This window comes from uncultured Paraglaciecola sp. (assembly GCF_943787955.1).
Classification (GTDB): Bacteria; Pseudomonadota; Gammaproteobacteria; order Enterobacterales; family Alteromonadaceae; genus Paraglaciecola.
On record NZ_CALSOK010000006.1, the window covers coordinates 84,651 to 99,875 of the forward strand.

Consider the following 15,225-nt stretch of genomic DNA (forward strand, 5'->3'; position numbering starts at 1 on the left):
CTAAAATTTTTTCAACACGCCAGAACAGATACGTGAATGATATTATGAAATAGTTATATCATTTCAGTGAAAGACTGACTATGCCTTTAACTTAATACAGGCTAAATAATCTCAATTTTTATTAAATTAATTTTTCAAAAAACAATATCTATGCTGGTATGTGCTCACCCTCAAATAATTGGGCTATTTTTTCTCGTTCTCTGACTAAATGCATCTTGTCACCGTCAATTAACACTTCTGCGGCCTTACATCGACTATTATAATTTGATGCCATAACAAAACCGTATGCACCAGCACTTCGAACTGCAAGGTAATCCTCGGGTGCGATAGTCAATTCACGATCTTTACCAAGAAAGTCGCCGGTTTCACAAATGGGGCCTACTACGTCATAAATGGCTTTGGTTCTTTGAAGACCTGCGTCTACAGGAATGATATTTTGCCATGCTGAATAAAGTGCTGGACGAATAAGATCATTCATTGCTGCATCAACTATAGCAAAATTTTTCTCCGCCCCTTGTTTTAGAAATTCGACTTTGGTCAACAAAACGCCTGCATTAGCCATGATTGCCCGGCCCGGCTCGAAGATAAGTAGTAGTTTTTCTCGGCCTTGTAAACGTTGGGAAATTGCTTGTGTATATTGGTCGGGGTGAGGCGGCTCTTCATCATTGTAAGTCACACCTAATCCACCGCCTACATCAAGGTGTTGTATATGTATTTGTTGTTCTGCTAGTTCGTCGATCAAAGCTAACAATATATCTAAGGCATCCACAAAGGGTGATAATTCAGTAAGTTGGGAACCAATGTGGCAATCAATGCCGACTACATTTAAAAACGGTAAGCTATTCGCATATTTATAAATTTCAACGGCCTGCTGGCGTTCGACCCCAAACTTGTTGTCTTTAAGGCCCGTAGAAATGTATGGATGGGTCTTAGCATCTACATCAGGGTTGACTCGAATAGAGATAGGCGCTTTTTTTCCTGCTTGTGCAGCGACTTCGTTGATACGAGTCAATTCACTGCGCGACTCTACATTAAAACACTTAATATTATGATGTAAGGCTAAAGCAATCTCATCATGAGTCTTACCTACCCCAGAAAACACTACTTTGCTGGGATCTCCACCAGCTTTGAGAACACGTGTTAGCTCACCACCAGAAACAATATCAAAGCCCGAACCTAGCTTGGCCATTACATTTAATACTGCCAAATTTGAATTCGCTTTGACGGCATAACAGATTAAATGTGGCTGACTTCCGGCTGCCCTATCAAAGGCATGCCAATGCCGTTCAATTGTGGCTTTTGAGTAAACATAACAAGGTGTACCGTAAATGTGAGCGACGGTTTCAAGGGCTACGTCTTCAGCAAATAGTTGTTCATTTTTATAGGCAAAGTAGTCCATATCAATTTTTTCCTTGTTCGCCAGACTCAGTTGATGGTTCTGAGTGAGGTGGGGTGTTGTTAGTGACAGGCTCTTCTGGTAAATATAAAGCTCGTTTTTGACCACAGGCAGTGAGTATGACTACTGCCAGTAAAGCTAAGCCAATTGGTTTTATTTTTATTCTTTTTACCATCACAACAACCTCGTTATTACATATATACGTTAATGATGTCATTACCGAGAATAAAAACAAGAGATGCTAGTCTTAGAATTGCTTATTTTATGCAATAAGAAATAACAAAGATAAAAAACTAGGTTAGCAGCCCTCACAACCTTATTTTATCCCAGCTAAATTGATTCTTTAGCTGGGATAGTAAATACATAAAGTTCAGTAGATATCTCACTTGACGCCATAATGCCCTCACCATCCATGGGTATTTATGTTGTGTCACTGTTTAGCCAGCATTCAATAACATCTAGTCTTAGGATTTCATGAACCTGCAAAGGCACAGCACAGACAGAATATAGGTATAGTCAACTGTCAAAATAGAGGATTTATTAACATGACTTCATTTAATGGTTGGCATTTACTTTCTGATAAGTGCTAAATATACATCGATGAAAAAATCTATCATCATTAAATACCCCATTGAAACAACGCTTTGTTGTGTTGTGTTAGAACTTCACTGTGCTTGGTATTTAGGAGCGTATTTAAAGACTATATAAATTCAGAGGCCCTTTTGCTAGGCCCTTGAGACCAAGTAAAACTACTTCTAAAAATTTTTACGCTGGATTTGCTGTTCACTAGCAGTATACTAAAACTTGATTCAGCTATATTTGGAACAAACATGGATTACAATACTTCTACTCTTTGTGATGTTTTTGCCGACAGTGTTGACGTGGTTGAACCCATGTTTGTGAGTTTTGGTGGCCGGGCCTCTTATGGTGGAGAAATTACCACTATAAAATGTTTTGAAGACAAGGGGGTAATTCTAAAAACGCTAGAGCAGTCAGGATTAGGAAAGATCCTTTTAATTGATGGTGGTGGCTCTATGCGCCGAGCGTTGATTGATTCTAGTGTTGCCCAGTTAGCCTGTGATAATGGTTGGGAAGGGATCGTTTGTTATGGCAGCGTACGTGAAGTAGATGAACTAGAAGAAATAAACATCGGCATTCATGCCATCGCTTCAATCCCTGTTAGTGCAGACGATCAAGATACGGGTGAAACGGATGTGGCAGTTAATTTTGGTGGCGTAACATTCTTACCAGAAGACCATTTGTATGCTGACACCACTGGAATCATATTATCTCCAGAGCCATTAGATCTTGAGTGAATTTTAAAATTAATTAATCAACTAAAAAGCTCTGTAAAAAGACGCTGCTATTCATTGAACAGCGGCGTTTTTAATTAATCTTGTTGTTGTGCTTGGTTTTTATTTTCCAACCAACACTGATACATTTGATATACCCGCTTTTTTCACTTCGTTTATCACTTCAGTTACATCACCGTGTTTTGCCTTTGGATGCGCCTGAACAGCTGCAGAATCTTGGTTATTCTCGGCCAAAAAGCTTTGAATATTGGCTTCAACGCGGCGAATATCTACCAGACGACCGTTTACAACTATAGAGCCGTCTTCATTCACCCGAATGGATAGTGATTTAACATTAGTCGGCGGTGGTGGCGTTTTAGAATCTTTGGGACGATTAACTTCTAGGCCTTTCTCTTTTACAAAAGAAGTGGTCACTATAAAGAAGATAAGCATGATGAACACTATGTCCAACATGGGAGTCATATCAATTGCAGCTTCGTCATCAGAACTGCCGTGCTTTTTTCTTTTCATCGGTATAAATCGCCAATTGGGTTAAAACAAGACTGCCTAGTATAAAGGCAGTTAAGCTTTAGAGCATCTATTAATTAACTTATAATCAACAAAACACTCAAGTTATAAGACATTTTTCTTACACATAGCCTGCCCCAAATGATAAAAATAATCCAGTAGGTTTTACAATTTGTTGCGCCTAGTAAACATTAAGTGCCGATCTTCACTTTACAGAGTTCAAGTCTAAGTCAAACTTTACAAGCAACGAAGTAGGCCAAATATGAAGTCGCTAAATGTTATTGAAAGTGGAATTTTAAATTTATAAATATATAGGTTTATGAATTATGTGGGGTTGCAGTGAAATATTGTCAGTCCCTTTTTACATGACTAACTGAGATATACCCAACGTCTGAAAATAGTCAAAGGCATCGCAGCAATCAGAAACAGGAATTAATTGAATATTATTGCTGACTTGTTGACACTAAATTTCAGCGCAAATAGCCATCATATTCAATGCATTACAAATATAGCGGTTACAACCGCTCTATGCCTTTTCGACTTTCAGCCCTCGCCCTAAGTGATAAAAATAATCTAATATGTTTTTAGAAATGGTTGTTCGGAGTTCTGCAACGGGATAAATCCCCATCTTTGCTTCAGGGCTTTGTTTAGTGCCTTGTACCAGAAATGCATTTTTGGTGGAATGATCTTGAATACAAGCTTCGAAGGCCCGAGCAACCATCTCTTGCGGGCGTGCGTAATAAAATATCTTCAGTAATTTATCTGCTTGAGCGCTGCGCTTAACATACTCATTCGGCTGGCTTTTATCTGCACCTAAAAATATTGCTTCGAAACACAGGCTAAGTTTCTTATTTAGTTGATGGGATATTTGTTTCTTGTCTTGTAACCAACACTGGGAAGCAAATTGTTTATGGGAAGCCTGAACAAATAATTTGTCACAAATATAATGGTCAAAAGCATGAAACCACTCATGGGCTAGGGCACCTCCCCCTGCATTTTTTGCTAACGCTAGCTTTTTGGTATTTGACTCATAGTGAGCACTGCTATGTTTTCTTCCGCCGCTGCCAAATGCTAATGAGAGGCTACCATTGAGAGATATCACTGCTTCTGGTACTTGTAAAATATCCATCAGATCGCACAAGGCATCAAAAAATAGGTTGGCCGCAATTTGTTGTTCTGCAGCAGTGACCCATTTTCCGATTGTGGCAGTGCGGAAGCCAAAGATTTTAACGATATCTTGAAAGCTAACATCGGCACCGTCTCGGTGAGAAGGGCCGTTACGATAGAAGGGTTTATGGATCCGAGAGTTTGGTATTTGCAAATTAAGTACTACAACGTTTTTATTTCAGCTAGTAATTGATGACACCAACCGTCGATACGTTCATCCGTTAGATCATATTGGTTTTCATCATCGAGGCTTAAACCAACAAAAAAGCTTTTGTCTTCTGTGAGCGCTTTTGATGCGATGAAGTCGTATCCTTGGTTAGGCCAGTAGCCAACGAAGTCACAACCTAATACGAGCAGTTCGTCATGCAACATGCCTACTGCATCTTGAAACCACTCTGCATAACCTAGCTGATCTCCTAAACCAAAAATAGCCACTGTCTTGTCTTCCAAGTGTAGTCCTTGGATGTCTTGCCAAGTAGATTCCCAGTCTTCTTGTAATTCCCCAAAATCCCACGTCGAAATGCCAAATAAAAGGATGTTGAACTCTTGTGTTTTAGATAGCGCGTGATCTTTAATATTAAATAATTCAACACAGGTATGACCTACTAAGTCGTGCAACTTAGCTTGAATTTTCTCAGCGGCCATTTCGGTATAACAAGTGGTTGAACCGTAAAAAAGGCCGATTTTTAATTCGCTATTAATCATGAAGTCCTATTTGGGATAGATGTATAGAAGCGATGTCATTGAATTCATACGCTGCAGTTGCATAATAAATGATTGAATGAATTAGGTCTTGTTCATTTGATAGAAAATGCACATTAAGAGTGTTCTGCATCATTCGAGAATGCTTCTTCTATTGTGATGACCGAATCACCAAGTGTTAAAAATGGTCAAATCTGTGAACAAGCATGAGTGAGCTGATTAAAATGAGCATCCATAACAATTTGCATAGCGTTCTTTTTATTGATTTCGATTAACAGCATGTCATTAACCTTGTGTAGCCATCTTACCTCTTCACTGGCTTTTTCAAGCATTTCTTCGATATTATGTTTGTTGTAAGCATCAATATACAGTGCTACTTGTGTCCTTGGCTTGGCTGCGACAGAAACCGTCTAGCTTATTAAGACTATCAACCAGGTTACTTTCACAATGTTCTCCTAAACCCATATCTGGTCATCTAAACAGCTGCATTATACAAATAAAATATCGTATCGCGGCTTTTTATGTAGGTGTTAAATATTTGGCTAACGGCTGGTTTGCTGGCGTCTTGTTGAGTGATGAAAAATAATCATCAAATGCGCCGAATTTTTTATTCCTTCGTGATTTTGTGTGGGTTAAACTTCATTAATTACATGATTCATGAACGTGAGATTAGGTTGTAAATGAGAACGAATGTGGGTTTTATTGTAGGGATTTGCAGTTTATTAATTAGCTGTGGCAAACCCCCTGAATTGGCACAAGTAGAGAAATTAGTACAAACAGAGCAAAAATTGCAAGTCAATGGCCATTGGATCATGGAACAAAACGGTCAAGTGATGCTCGATCCGCAGCCATCTGGCTTAGTGAAATGGCGTGATGGTTTGTTGACCTTGAGCGATCGCAGTGCCCATCCTTCACAACGGCTGCGCTTGCGGACTATCTCTCCAGATGATGCTTTGTTAAGCGGCCCTGATTTTCCAATGATTTTATCTGAAGAATTACAAGCAAGCTGTTTTGCCGCCTACATCAGTGATAATCCTGATCTCGAAGCGTTGGTTGTCGATCCTGATGATGATAAGGTATTTTATGTGGTCACAGAAGATGCGTCATACGCCGATCCTATGTCTGATGATTGTCAGCAAAAATATTTAAATTCAGGCTCAACACATTATCCCACCTTGCTTGTTAGACTTGAATTGCAAGCCAACAATACAGTCTTGATAACCCATATTCGTCCAATCCAATTCACTGCTGATATGCAAATTGGCAATTTCCCTAATGACGGGGTTGAAGCCCTCACCTTTGGTCAAGCCAGAACTTTATATGTAGGCATTGAGAAAGACATTAAAAAACAAGCCAGAGTTTTTTCTTTGCAAATGCACAGCGCGTTTTGGCAATCAGATGAATTTGCAATAGTGACTGACGTTGCTTTGAATTTACCGACATTTGAAAGTGGTAATCACCCTATTAACGGCATGAACTATTACCAAACAGCTGATGGTCGAGAATTTTTACTGATGGCCGCCAGAAACGATGAAACATTATGGGTGGTAGATTTATCCGGTCAAAAAGAAACTACTATTTTGCCTATCGATTTTTTTGCTGAAATTCATATTAGCAGTGAAGGATGTGAAAACTATGAAGTCATGGACAACGCTTCTATAGAAGGGGTAGCGGTAGTGGATAACACCTTATGGCTGGTTAACGACCCTTGGAAGGCAGTGTACCTAAATAATATTCAGTGTGTGCAAAATCGTGCACATTACCAACAGTTTGCTCCACTGCTGTTTAGCGTGCCCATACAAACAAAATGGTTCGACTAGTTTGAACTATGTTAAGCAATAATATGTAATCTTATTTCAGGATTATTTCACTTTCATTTTCACTTAGTTTGGTTATATCACTCTGTCCTTGTTCAATCAGCAAGATAAATTGCTTGAGTTAACATAGTATTGACCGCCATTTTTAATGTCAAAAGCGAGCACAGCGAGTAAAATAAGACATGGTGAATGTAATCCACTATGTCTTTATTAACGTAAAAAAATTATGAACAAACAAATGTGCTGGCTAAATGATCCAAAATTCTCCCCTCACCATCTTTTATGATGGCTATTGCCCTTTGTGTTCGATAGAGATGAACAAATTAAAGCAATTAGATAAACAAAAAAATATTATGTTTGTTGATATTCACGCACCTGCTTTCTCTGTCGATTATCCACACCTAGATTGGCAGGTATTAGATGCACGGATCCACGGTTACTTAGCTGATGGTACTTTGATCAGTGGATTAGATGTAACCTATTTAGCTTGGAAACTGGTGGGCAAAGGTTGGGTATATGCGCCTCTAAGGTGGCCGGTCATAAAATGGTTTGCTGATATAGCCTACAATATTTTTGCTAAATATCGCCACCGTATCTCTTATCTTTTAACCGGAAAAAAACGCTGTGTACCCTGTGAGAATAAAGGTGAAAAAGTAGATGTTTAAAGGTAATGCATTGGTGATAGGTGCCTCAGGAGGCATCGGTAAAGCGCTAGTTAAAAAACTATATGAATCAGGCGATTACCAGTATGTGTTCGCCGTGTCTCGCTCATTACCTGCGGCGCCTATAGAAGGCGTGCAATATCATACCCTTGATTCTGAAAACGAAAATTTGGTGGCTCAATATTGTCAACAACTTAAGCAAGCTGGTGGTCAATTTAGTCTAGTTGTATGTTGCATCGGAGCATTACATGCAATCGGCGTTGACAATCAAACAATCATGCCTGAAAAACGTTTAGAAGATATTCAAAAAGATCAGCTAAGTTTTTACTTCACCACTAACGCTATATTACCGGCTATATGGTTAAAACATGTAGAGCCATTATTAAAAGGAACTGAGCCGTCTAAATTAGTTTTTTTTAGTGCTAGAGTAGGCAGTATTAGTGACAATAACCTAGGTGGCTGGTATGGGTATAGAGCCAGTAAGTCGGCACTCAATATGATGATAAAATGCGCACAAATTGAATGCCAAAGACGGGCGAAAAACGTTTGTTTGATCAGTTATCACCCTGGCACAGTTGAAACAGAGCTTTCAAAACCGTTTCAGTCTAAGGTACCTAAAAATAAATTATTTACTACTGACTTTACTGTCACACAGTTACTAAACATCATTCCTAATCTAACTGCAGAAAACGGCCCACACTACATTGATTGGCAAGGTAAGAGCATCCCTTGGTAACGCGTTGCAAATGATTTTCAGCGTTTTGTTGTGGCCGTATTGCCAACATAAAAGACTTTCTGAAAATCTGCTGGTAATATCTATCCAAATTATAAAAATAAAATAGGATAGGTTATGAGCGCACCCCGCGAACAATTTGGTTCACGTTTAGGTTTTATTCTAGCTGCAGCTGGTTCAGCCGTAGGTATCGGTAATATGGTGGGTTTTCCCGTTGCGGCGACTAAAAACGGTGGTGGCGCGTTTTTGTTAATCTATGCCATCTTTGTGGCGTTTATTTGTTTACCTGTAATGTTGGCTGAAATGTCTGTGGGTAGGCACAGTCGTAAAGATCCCCTCGGTGCCTATTCTTCTATGTCAGATGGGCATAAAGGCTGGAAAGTAGCAGGTTGGCTTTCGATTATTACACCCTTCATGATTGCTGTTTTTTACTTGGTTATCACTGTTTGGATATTCGGTTATTTGTTTCATTCTGTGACGGGTAATCTAGATATGCTTGCTGCACCCGATACCTTTGGCTCTTTCATTAATGGTTACGACTTGTTTTATTACATGGTCGGCGTACTGGCTATTATCTATTTGATTTTGCAAGGTGGGGTCAAACAAGGAATTGAAAAAGCTGCGAAATTTATGATGCCTACCTTGTTTATTATGCTGATAGCCCTAGTGATTTTTGTGTTGACCTTGGACAATGCCTTTGAAGGCGTGAAATATTATGTGATACCTGATTTTAGCAAAATTAACGCTTCTGTGGTCAATGGTGCGTTATCTCAGGCATTCTTTTCATTGTCTTTGGGTATGGGGATCATGATCACCTATGGCTCTTATTTAGATAAAAAGACAGATGTGCCCGGCTCTGCAAAAATGGTCGCTTTGTTAGATACGGCTGTGGCTTTTATTGCGGGTTTATTGATTCTACCCGCCGTGTTTTCATTTAATCCTGATATCAACACCAATGATTTAAGTGACTCGTCAGTGGGTATGATTTTTACATTCTTGCCTAAAATATTTTTGGCCTTACAAGCCACTATTGGTTACGTGGGCGCCAGTGCTGTGGCTAGCTTTTTCTTTTTATTAGTGTTTTTTGCTGCTATCACTTCGATTGTTTCTATATTCGAAGTACCAGTCGCTGCATTGATGGAAGAGAAAAAATTCAGTCGCCGTAAAGCTTTGGGCTGGATGGGATTACTTTTGGTGGTTATGGCGTTAATGGCAGCAACATCATTTGGAATGATAGACTTTTTTACTGGTTTTGTCAGCTATGCCGGGCAGTCCAAGTCATTCTTTGATGTGATAATTGATGTGTTTTACGACACTATTTTACCCCTGAATGGTCTGTTAATTTGTCTATTTGTTATCTACCGTTGGAAGAAGGCAAATTTCAATAAAGAATTAGATGAAGGTGCACCCCATTATGCACATAGCTGGTTTGAGCGATATGTTGATTTCTCGGTAGGCACCTTTATACCAGTCATTTTGTTGTTGGTATTGATTAACACCATTGCGTTGAAATTCTTTGGTGCTGCATTGATAGGTTAGGCTATTTTATTCAAAAGCAGCCAAAAAATATTGGCAGTAACTAGGAAGTTACTGCCTTAACATGTCAAATGGACTGGGATACTTAAGTGACAACCCCAGTATTTGCAAACTTTTACTGGCGTCAATTTTTTTCCCTAATGCAACGCCTGCACCATGGGTAAATATTGGCGCGCTGAGTCCAAGATTTTCTGCTGCCCAAGTGTAATATTGAGCGCGAGTGGGATGTGCTAACGCACTCAAGTGCAAGGTTTGGCCCCAGATATCCCTTTCAATCACCGTTTTAATGGCGCAAATAACATCATCTTGGTGAATTAGATTCACCACATTATCGGGATTAAGCAATCCTATTTTACCAGCAAGGTAATTTGCAGGGTGGCGGTCTTTACCCACTAAACCTGCAGCTCGAATAATGGTACTGCGGCTAGCAAAAGATCCCTGCACTAAGGCTTCAACAGCTAAATTGATTTGCCCTGACCGAGTTTGTGGGTGGGTGGGGCTTTGTTCATTGACTGTCCCGCTATTATCTCCATAGACAGACGTAGTGCTAATAAAGATCAGGTTTTGTATTTGGCTGTTTGCAGCAAACTTCAGTAGCGCTTGCATGTGTTGTGCAAAGTGGCCTGTATTTGGGCTTTTACGACCTACAGGAACGTTTAGCACTAATACCTTGGATGTAAACAGTTTAGCTATGCGGCCATGCTCCAGCTCGTCACCTAACTCAAAACATTCTGCATTAAGGCCTAGTTGAGTTAATTTATCGGCTTTTTGTTGGCTGCGACATGTGGCAATAATATTATGGCCACTTTCTTGAAGATTAATTGCCAGAGGCAGCCCCAACCACCCACAACCAACTATTGATATTTGCATTTATGGTGTCCATATTGTTTTTTAGGCAAAAGGTATCACATGCGACGAGGTTGGTCGTGCAATTGAATAACATCTACACTAGCGAGTTGTTTAATTTGCTGTAATTGGGTTTCAGCAAAATCTACTTGAGAAAGGGTTAAGCACAAGGCATCTGCTTTTTTCTCTAATATGGCGGCTTGATACCCCACTTTTTGTTCTATTTGTTCGCCAAAACGTTGCATTTTTTGTTCAAACTCATCTGTGTCTCCACCAGCTAAAAATTAGCTGGGTGCCTATGGCTAACATCAAGTGACCAATGGAGTCTGTAACTAAACCTTCAATGGCTTCCTCAAATTGTGCTTCCCATTGCTCGCCAAAAAAACCACCGTTTTTAAACGACTCAGAATGTAAACGAATGTCGCCATTATCTGCGTAAAAGTGATATTGGATTTGCTGATCAAGCTTGCGTAATTTGTCTGATAAATCCGCTAACGCAGTATTATCTGAGCCTAATAATTCTGTGAATACCTCGTTTAATGCGGTACTTGCCAGCGCGACTGCATCTGTCGCTATCGCTGCAGCTTGGGGCACAGCTTGATTGATACCGTTATAATAATTATCTACCCAGTGTTGTTGTTCTGGATTCAGAGTCAAAGCAATGCCATCAATGTACAATGTTTTATCTTGGTCAATACTCAGGCGGGTATTGTTGTCTAAAGTGGCTGCCAATACGTGGTTTTCTAATTGCATGTTGCCATTAAGCTCAACATTGCACGTATTGTTTGAATCTAAGGCGAATGCCGAAGGTGAACAACAAGCTAGAGCTCCTGCAAATATCATAGTACGCATTTAATTCTCCTAATTAGTTAATCATGGTCTTCTCGTCAAACAGAGCAAAGCTTAGGCCAGAAATAAAAAGCCATTAAAAACAATGAGTAATATTTTTTTGAGAATAATTTAGATCAATATCATCAGGGTAATGAGTGAACAAGACTAATAAATGCGCATCTACGCCAGTCTGTTAAGTCAATGGGCGATATACGATAGATAAATACGCAATATACCTTTTTCCTTTTATGTCTTTTGGCATTCTGGGTTTCTGGTGCATAATGTACACAGTTTGATAGATATAGAAATAGGAATTGACTCATGAGTAATTGGCACGAACCCATTCTATTTGGGTTTATATTAATCACCTTCGTTTTAGGTATTAGCAGCATTATTATGAGCATTTTACCGGCTCCAGAAGGTGTAAACGTGATGCAGTCCAAAGTTGAATACGGCTTTTTTGGGGCGTCAGCTTTGGCCTTATTTGCTGTGTTTGTATATGCCTTAGCTACGGTTTAGTATTGGTTATCCTGATGTTGGGAAGACCCTAGCATTAGTTAGCTTGGGGTCTATCGCTAACACGTTGATAGGCTCTTAGTTTGAACGCTGGCAAAATTGCCAGTAAGTGATCAAAAATATCGCTTTGGATCCCTTCATAATTAACCCAGTTTTTATCTGCACAAAAACAATAAATTTCTAACGGCATGCCAAGCTCTGTAGGTGGTCTCTGGCGCACCATTAACGTCATGTTTTTGTTAATGTCGGGATGATTTTCTAAGTATGCCTGCATGTAGGCGCGTAATGTACCAATGTTGGTGAGCCTGCGGCTATTGACTAGATCTGTAGTGTCGATGTGTTGTTCACTGTGGAAACGTTGCAGCTTTTCAAGTTTGACTTGAATATAACTCTTTATATAACGAATTTTAGTAAATTCATCCAGCATGTCCTGGTCACAAAAACGGATGCTTTGGATATCAATATTAAGAGCTCGCTTAATTCGACGTCCACCACTGTCGGTCATACCGCGCCAATTTTTTACTGGCTCAGAAATCAGTGCGTAAGTAGGAATAGTAGAGATTGTTTTATCCCAATTTTGCACTTTGACAGTTGTTAAGCCAACCTGTAATACATCACCATCTGCGCCATATTTGGGCATTTCAATCCAGTCACCGGTATTGACCATACGATTTGCTGCTATCTGGATACCAGCAACAAATCCTAAAATAGTATCTCGAAATAGCAATAAAAGTATGGCGGTTATTGCGCCTAACCCAGAGAGCAATAATAATGGTGACTTGTCCATCAGATTAGAGATGATCAATAATCCTGCGATGATCACCACAAACAATTTAGCCACTTGGATAAAACCCGCAATAGGCGCTTTTTTAGCTAAATTTGAGGCATTATAACTATCTTCTATCGTGTTCAGCAGTGCACTGAGCGCCATCACTGCAGAGATCAGCATATAAATAACCGCAGTTTTTTGCATAAACGCTAACAGTAAGGGGTTTTCAATAAGTAATTGGCTGAGTAAATAGATAACAATGGCGGGGACAATATGCCCGATGCGTTTGAAAAAACCATGCTGATGTAATTCGTCGTCAAATTTGTTTTTACTCCTACTAACCAGCTTTCGTAAGCGACTGTTGAGTATGCTTTTAGTGAGCCAATTAACCAGCCAAGCGAGCAGTAAGATACCTAGTAAGGCTACCCCTTGAAATATCAAGCCATCGGGAGTGGCCTGAATACCCAAGTGTTCAAAAAGTGATAAAAGATTATCTGTAAGGTAATGGTTTTCTTGCATTTAGATTGTCCCTTTTAAATGGGTGATAAGTTTATCTTTTTGTTGCCAAACCGAATTTAACCAATTCTGAAATCCATGTTTAAAGTTTTCATCATTAAAATAGTCACCCATTATGTCATCAGTCACTGGATGCACATTAACCCGTAAAACGACTTTGTGTAAACGACCGCCTAACATTGCCATCATGGGGCTTCCTTGGTTATCAGGGTAAATGACTGTCACATCCAGCACGCTTGTAAATAACTCGCCCATAGTGGCAAGGGTAAACGCTATACCGCCTGCTTTAGGTGGTAACAGGTTTTTAAATGGACTTTGTTTGATTTTTTGTTTTTCTGGAGTACATCGATTACCTTCGACAAAGTTGATGACTGTAGTAGGCAACTGACGAAATTTCTCACACGATTTTTTAGTGGTAGCGATGTCTTTACCTTCTAGGTGGGGATATTTTTGCAAGAAAGCTTTACTGTATCTTTGCATAAAAGGCATATCTAGTGCCCATGCGCCAAGACCTACAAAAGGGAGCCAAATCAATTCTTTTTTAAGAAAAAATTTAGGCGCAGGAATTTTTCCAGCAGCAAAATCAGTTAATAAAATAATATCTAACCAGCTAAGGTGATTTGCCACTATCAGATACCATTCTTTCTTGCTAAGTTCACCTTCCACTTCATAATCTAATTCTACTTTATTCATATATTTGATTAAGGCCACACTACAAAATCCAAATGCACACATCATCAGATTTAGAGTGATATTTAGCGGTTTAATGATAAATGGAAAAGGCAGAATAAACTTTATCAAACCAAGAAAAGTAATGCATAGTGCCCAAAACGCTAGGCTGATCATTTGTAAAGTCAAATGCACAGGGAACACAATAAAACTTGGCAGCACACTAAACATCTCGAGGTTTCTCTGCTAAAAGCAACTGCAAATTTTGGTCTTTTTGCTCCCACAATTCTGTTAACCAACGTTGAAATTTAACCCTTTGTGTATGGTCGTCAAAGTAGCCAGGCCCAAAGGCATCGCTATTGCGTAATTCATGGATAGACAACACTTTAATGTGGACTTGAACATGTTTAACGTTTCCGCAGACAAATTCCCAGTAAGTCGGTGTTCCTTGTGGATAATGGATAGTTACATCGAGTAATTTATGTAGCTGCTCTCCCATGGCTCCTAACACAAAAGCCATACCGCCAGCTTTGGGCTTGAGCAAGTGTTGAAACTGTGCCCCTTGGCGTGTCCGCTTTTGTTCGGTGAGCCGCGTACCTTCTACAAAATTCATAATACTCACTGGCTTAAAGGTGAATTTTTCGCAAGCCTTACGGGTGTTTTCTAAATCTTTGCCTTTTAAATGAGGATATTTGGCTAATAACGCTTTGCTGTATCTATGCATAAAGGGAAAGTCCAACGCCCACCAAGCCAGACCAATAAAGGGCACCCAAATTAATTCTTTCTTTAAGAAAAATTTTAGAAAAGGAATTTTATGATTAAAAATGCGTTGCAATACTAAGATATCAACCCAAGATTGATGATTTGATATCACTAAGTACCAATCTTTCAGGCTTAACCCTTCTAGACCCGTCGCTTCAAATGTTGTGCGACTAAATAGATTCTGGTTGACACTGTTGACAGATATCCAAAACGTGGCGCAACCATCCAGTAAATAAGACATAAACGTTTGCCATATTTTGATGGGTATTAACTTCAGAAATGAACAAATTAAAATGGGTATCAACCAAAATAGGGTGTTAATAAAATAGCCTAATGAAGATATCGCCCCAAACAAGGAGGAAAAAAGTGTCAAAAACATACTGTAAAATATCACCACAAAAATAAAACTGTAGTGAGTTTAAACTAAAATTGTGTTTGATATGTAATTGTAATTTTTTAAGTCTGGGTAGACATAGAATTTTA

General features: G+C 39.3%; 17 protein-coding genes. 6 read left to right on the forward strand and 11 right to left on the reverse strand.

Going from position 1 to position 15,225, the window contains the following annotated elements:
• Positions 1–148 precede the first annotated feature (148 nt).
• Both lysA and Q0Y52_RS05110 read right to left on the reverse strand, forming a co-directional pair.
• Complete coding sequence (lysA, locus tag Q0Y52_RS05105) at positions 149–1,399, reverse strand: diaminopimelate decarboxylase (RefSeq protein WP_271861801.1); 1,251 nt, start codon at positions 1,397–1,399, stop codon at positions 149–151.
• A gap of 1 nt (position 1,400) precedes the next feature.
• Positions 1,401–1,571 (reverse strand): lipoprotein, encoded by a 171-nt coding sequence (locus tag Q0Y52_RS05110; RefSeq protein WP_297818865.1) that lies wholly within the window; start codon positions 1,569–1,571, stop codon positions 1,401–1,403.
• A gap of 655 nt (positions 1,572–2,226) precedes the next feature.
• On the opposite strand from Q0Y52_RS05110, the gene rraA reads away from it, so the two are divergent.
• Positions 2,227–2,712, forward strand: coding sequence for a ribonuclease E activity regulator RraA (gene rraA / locus Q0Y52_RS05115; RefSeq protein WP_297818867.1), 486 nt, complete (start codon positions 2,227–2,229; stop codon positions 2,710–2,712).
• Between the two features lie 99 nt (positions 2,713–2,811).
• On the opposite strand, the gene Q0Y52_RS05120 is transcribed toward rraA, so the two are convergent.
• From Q0Y52_RS05120 to fldB, 3 genes are all read right to left on the reverse strand, one after another.
• Positions 2,812–3,219 (reverse strand): biopolymer transporter ExbD, encoded by a 408-nt coding sequence (locus tag Q0Y52_RS05120; RefSeq protein WP_297818869.1) that lies wholly within the window; start codon positions 3,217–3,219, stop codon positions 2,812–2,814.
• A gap of 523 nt (positions 3,220–3,742) precedes the next feature.
• Positions 3,743–4,531, reverse strand: a complete 789-nt coding sequence (locus Q0Y52_RS05125; protein WP_297819325.1) for a CLCA_X family protein — start codon at positions 4,529–4,531, stop codon at positions 3,743–3,745.
• Between the two features lie 14 nt (positions 4,532–4,545).
• Complete coding sequence (fldB, locus tag Q0Y52_RS05130) at positions 4,546–5,088, reverse strand: flavodoxin FldB (RefSeq protein ID WP_297818871.1); 543 nt, start codon at positions 5,086–5,088, stop codon at positions 4,546–4,548.
• A gap of 677 nt (positions 5,089–5,765) precedes the next feature.
• Between fldB and Q0Y52_RS05135 the strand changes: the two genes are divergently transcribed.
• The 4 genes from Q0Y52_RS05135 (at position 5,766) to Q0Y52_RS05150 (ending at position 9,836) form a co-directional block, all read left to right on the forward strand.
• The gene (locus Q0Y52_RS05135) at positions 5,766–6,905 is read left to right on the forward strand and encodes a hypothetical protein (protein WP_297818873.1); all 1,140 of its coding nucleotides are present in this window, start codon (positions 5,766–5,768) and stop codon (positions 6,903–6,905) included.
• A 248-nt stretch (positions 6,906–7,153) separates the two neighbouring features.
• Complete coding sequence (locus Q0Y52_RS05140; RefSeq protein ID WP_271861808.1) at positions 7,154–7,567, forward strand: thiol-disulfide oxidoreductase DCC family protein; 414 nt, start codon at positions 7,154–7,156, stop codon at positions 7,565–7,567.
• The gene (locus Q0Y52_RS05145; RefSeq protein WP_297818875.1) at positions 7,560–8,300 is read left to right on the forward strand and encodes an SDR family NAD(P)-dependent oxidoreductase; all 741 of its coding nucleotides are present in this window, start codon (positions 7,560–7,562) and stop codon (positions 8,298–8,300) included. The genes Q0Y52_RS05140 and Q0Y52_RS05145 overlap by 8 nt, the downstream gene beginning before the upstream one ends.
• Positions 8,301–8,414: 114 nt before the next feature.
• Positions 8,415–9,836: a sodium-dependent transporter gene (locus Q0Y52_RS05150; RefSeq protein WP_297818877.1), complete on the forward strand. Its 1,422-nt coding sequence runs from the start codon at positions 8,415–8,417 to the stop codon at positions 9,834–9,836.
• Between the two features lie 48 nt (positions 9,837–9,884).
• On the opposite strand, the gene Q0Y52_RS05155 is transcribed toward Q0Y52_RS05150, so the two are convergent.
• From Q0Y52_RS05155 to Q0Y52_RS05165, 3 genes are read right to left on the reverse strand one after another with little or no spacing between them, the layout of a single operon-like run.
• The gene (locus tag Q0Y52_RS05155) at positions 9,885–10,703 is read right to left on the reverse strand and encodes an NAD-dependent epimerase/dehydratase family protein (RefSeq protein WP_297818879.1); all 819 of its coding nucleotides are present in this window, start codon (positions 10,701–10,703) and stop codon (positions 9,885–9,887) included.
• A gap of 35 nt (positions 10,704–10,738) precedes the next feature.
• Positions 10,739–10,924 carry a DUF2884 family protein gene (locus tag Q0Y52_RS05160; protein WP_297818880.1) on the reverse strand — a complete coding sequence of 62 codons (186 nt, stop codon included), beginning with the start codon at positions 10,922–10,924 and terminating at the stop codon, positions 10,739–10,741.
• Positions 10,925–10,937: 13 nt separating this feature from the next.
• Positions 10,938–11,531 (reverse strand): DUF2884 family protein, encoded by a 594-nt coding sequence (locus Q0Y52_RS05165; protein ID WP_297818882.1) that lies wholly within the window; start codon positions 11,529–11,531, stop codon positions 10,938–10,940.
• Between the two features lie 300 nt (positions 11,532–11,831).
• Between Q0Y52_RS05165 and Q0Y52_RS05170 the strand changes: the two genes are divergently transcribed.
• Positions 11,832–12,029, forward strand: coding sequence for a hypothetical protein (locus Q0Y52_RS05170; RefSeq protein ID WP_271861837.1), 198 nt, complete (start codon positions 11,832–11,834; stop codon positions 12,027–12,029).
• A gap of 34 nt (positions 12,030–12,063) precedes the next feature.
• Here the strand turns inward: Q0Y52_RS05170 and Q0Y52_RS05175 are convergent, their stop codons facing one another.
• Genes Q0Y52_RS05175 through Q0Y52_RS05185 form a run of 3 tightly spaced genes read right to left on the reverse strand, consistent with a single transcriptional unit; the run spans position 12,064 to position 15,121 of the window.
• Complete coding sequence (locus Q0Y52_RS05175; protein ID WP_297818883.1) at positions 12,064–13,314, reverse strand: mechanosensitive ion channel family protein; 1,251 nt, start codon at positions 13,312–13,314, stop codon at positions 12,064–12,066.
• Positions 13,315–14,211, reverse strand: a complete 897-nt coding sequence (locus tag Q0Y52_RS05180) for an acyltransferase (protein ID WP_297818884.1) — start codon at positions 14,209–14,211, stop codon at positions 13,315–13,317.
• The gene (locus Q0Y52_RS05185; protein WP_297818886.1) at positions 14,204–15,121 is read right to left on the reverse strand and encodes an acyltransferase; all 918 of its coding nucleotides are present in this window, start codon (positions 15,119–15,121) and stop codon (positions 14,204–14,206) included. Before Q0Y52_RS05185 ends, Q0Y52_RS05180 begins: the two co-directional genes overlap by 8 nt.
• Between the last annotated feature and the right edge of the window lie 104 nt (positions 15,122–15,225).

What these genes read in the sequence shown, in the direction of transcription:
- Q0Y52_RS05155 (WP_297818879.1), bottom strand. Translation starts at nt 10,703, where the DNA reads ATGCAAATATCAATAGTTGGTTGTGGGTGGTTGGGGCTGCCTCTGGCA.
- Q0Y52_RS05120 (WP_297818869.1), bottom strand. Translation starts at nt 3,219, where the DNA reads ATGAAAAGAAAAAAGCACGGCAGTTCTGATGACGAAGCTGCAATTGAT.
- Q0Y52_RS05160 (WP_297818880.1), bottom strand. Translation starts at nt 10,924, where the DNA reads ATGCAACGTTTTGGCGAACAAATAGAACAAAAAGTGGGGTATCAAGCC.
- rraA (WP_297818867.1), top strand. Translation starts at nt 2,227, where the DNA reads ATGGATTACAATACTTCTACTCTTTGTGATGTTTTTGCCGACAGTGTT.
- Q0Y52_RS05185 (WP_297818886.1), bottom strand. Translation starts at nt 15,121, where the DNA reads ATGTTTTTGACACTTTTTTCCTCCTTGTTTGGGGCGATATCTTCATTA.
- Q0Y52_RS05140 (WP_271861808.1), top strand. Translation starts at nt 7,154, where the DNA reads ATGATCCAAAATTCTCCCCTCACCATCTTTTATGATGGCTATTGCCCT.
- Q0Y52_RS05110 (WP_297818865.1), bottom strand. Translation starts at nt 1,571, where the DNA reads ATGGTAAAAAGAATAAAAATAAAACCAATTGGCTTAGCTTTACTGGCA.
- lysA (WP_271861801.1), bottom strand. Translation starts at nt 1,399, where the DNA reads ATGGACTACTTTGCCTATAAAAATGAACAACTATTTGCTGAAGACGTA.
- Q0Y52_RS05175 (WP_297818883.1), bottom strand. Translation starts at nt 13,314, where the DNA reads ATGCAAGAAAACCATTACCTTACAGATAATCTTTTATCACTTTTTGAA.
- Q0Y52_RS05180 (WP_297818884.1), bottom strand. Translation starts at nt 14,211, where the DNA reads ATGTTTAGTGTGCTGCCAAGTTTTATTGTGTTCCCTGTGCATTTGACT.
- Q0Y52_RS05145 (WP_297818875.1), top strand. Translation starts at nt 7,560, where the DNA reads ATGTTTAAAGGTAATGCATTGGTGATAGGTGCCTCAGGAGGCATCGGT.
- Q0Y52_RS05150 (WP_297818877.1), top strand. Translation starts at nt 8,415, where the DNA reads ATGAGCGCACCCCGCGAACAATTTGGTTCACGTTTAGGTTTTATTCTA.
- Q0Y52_RS05135 (WP_297818873.1), top strand. Translation starts at nt 5,766, where the DNA reads ATGAGAACGAATGTGGGTTTTATTGTAGGGATTTGCAGTTTATTAATT.
- fldB (WP_297818871.1), bottom strand. Translation starts at nt 5,088, where the DNA reads ATGATTAATAGCGAATTAAAAATCGGCCTTTTTTACGGTTCAACCACT.
- Q0Y52_RS05165 (WP_297818882.1), bottom strand. Translation starts at nt 11,531, where the DNA reads ATGCGTACTATGATATTTGCAGGAGCTCTAGCTTGTTGTTCACCTTCG.
- Q0Y52_RS05170 (WP_271861837.1), top strand. Translation starts at nt 11,832, where the DNA reads ATGAGTAATTGGCACGAACCCATTCTATTTGGGTTTATATTAATCACC.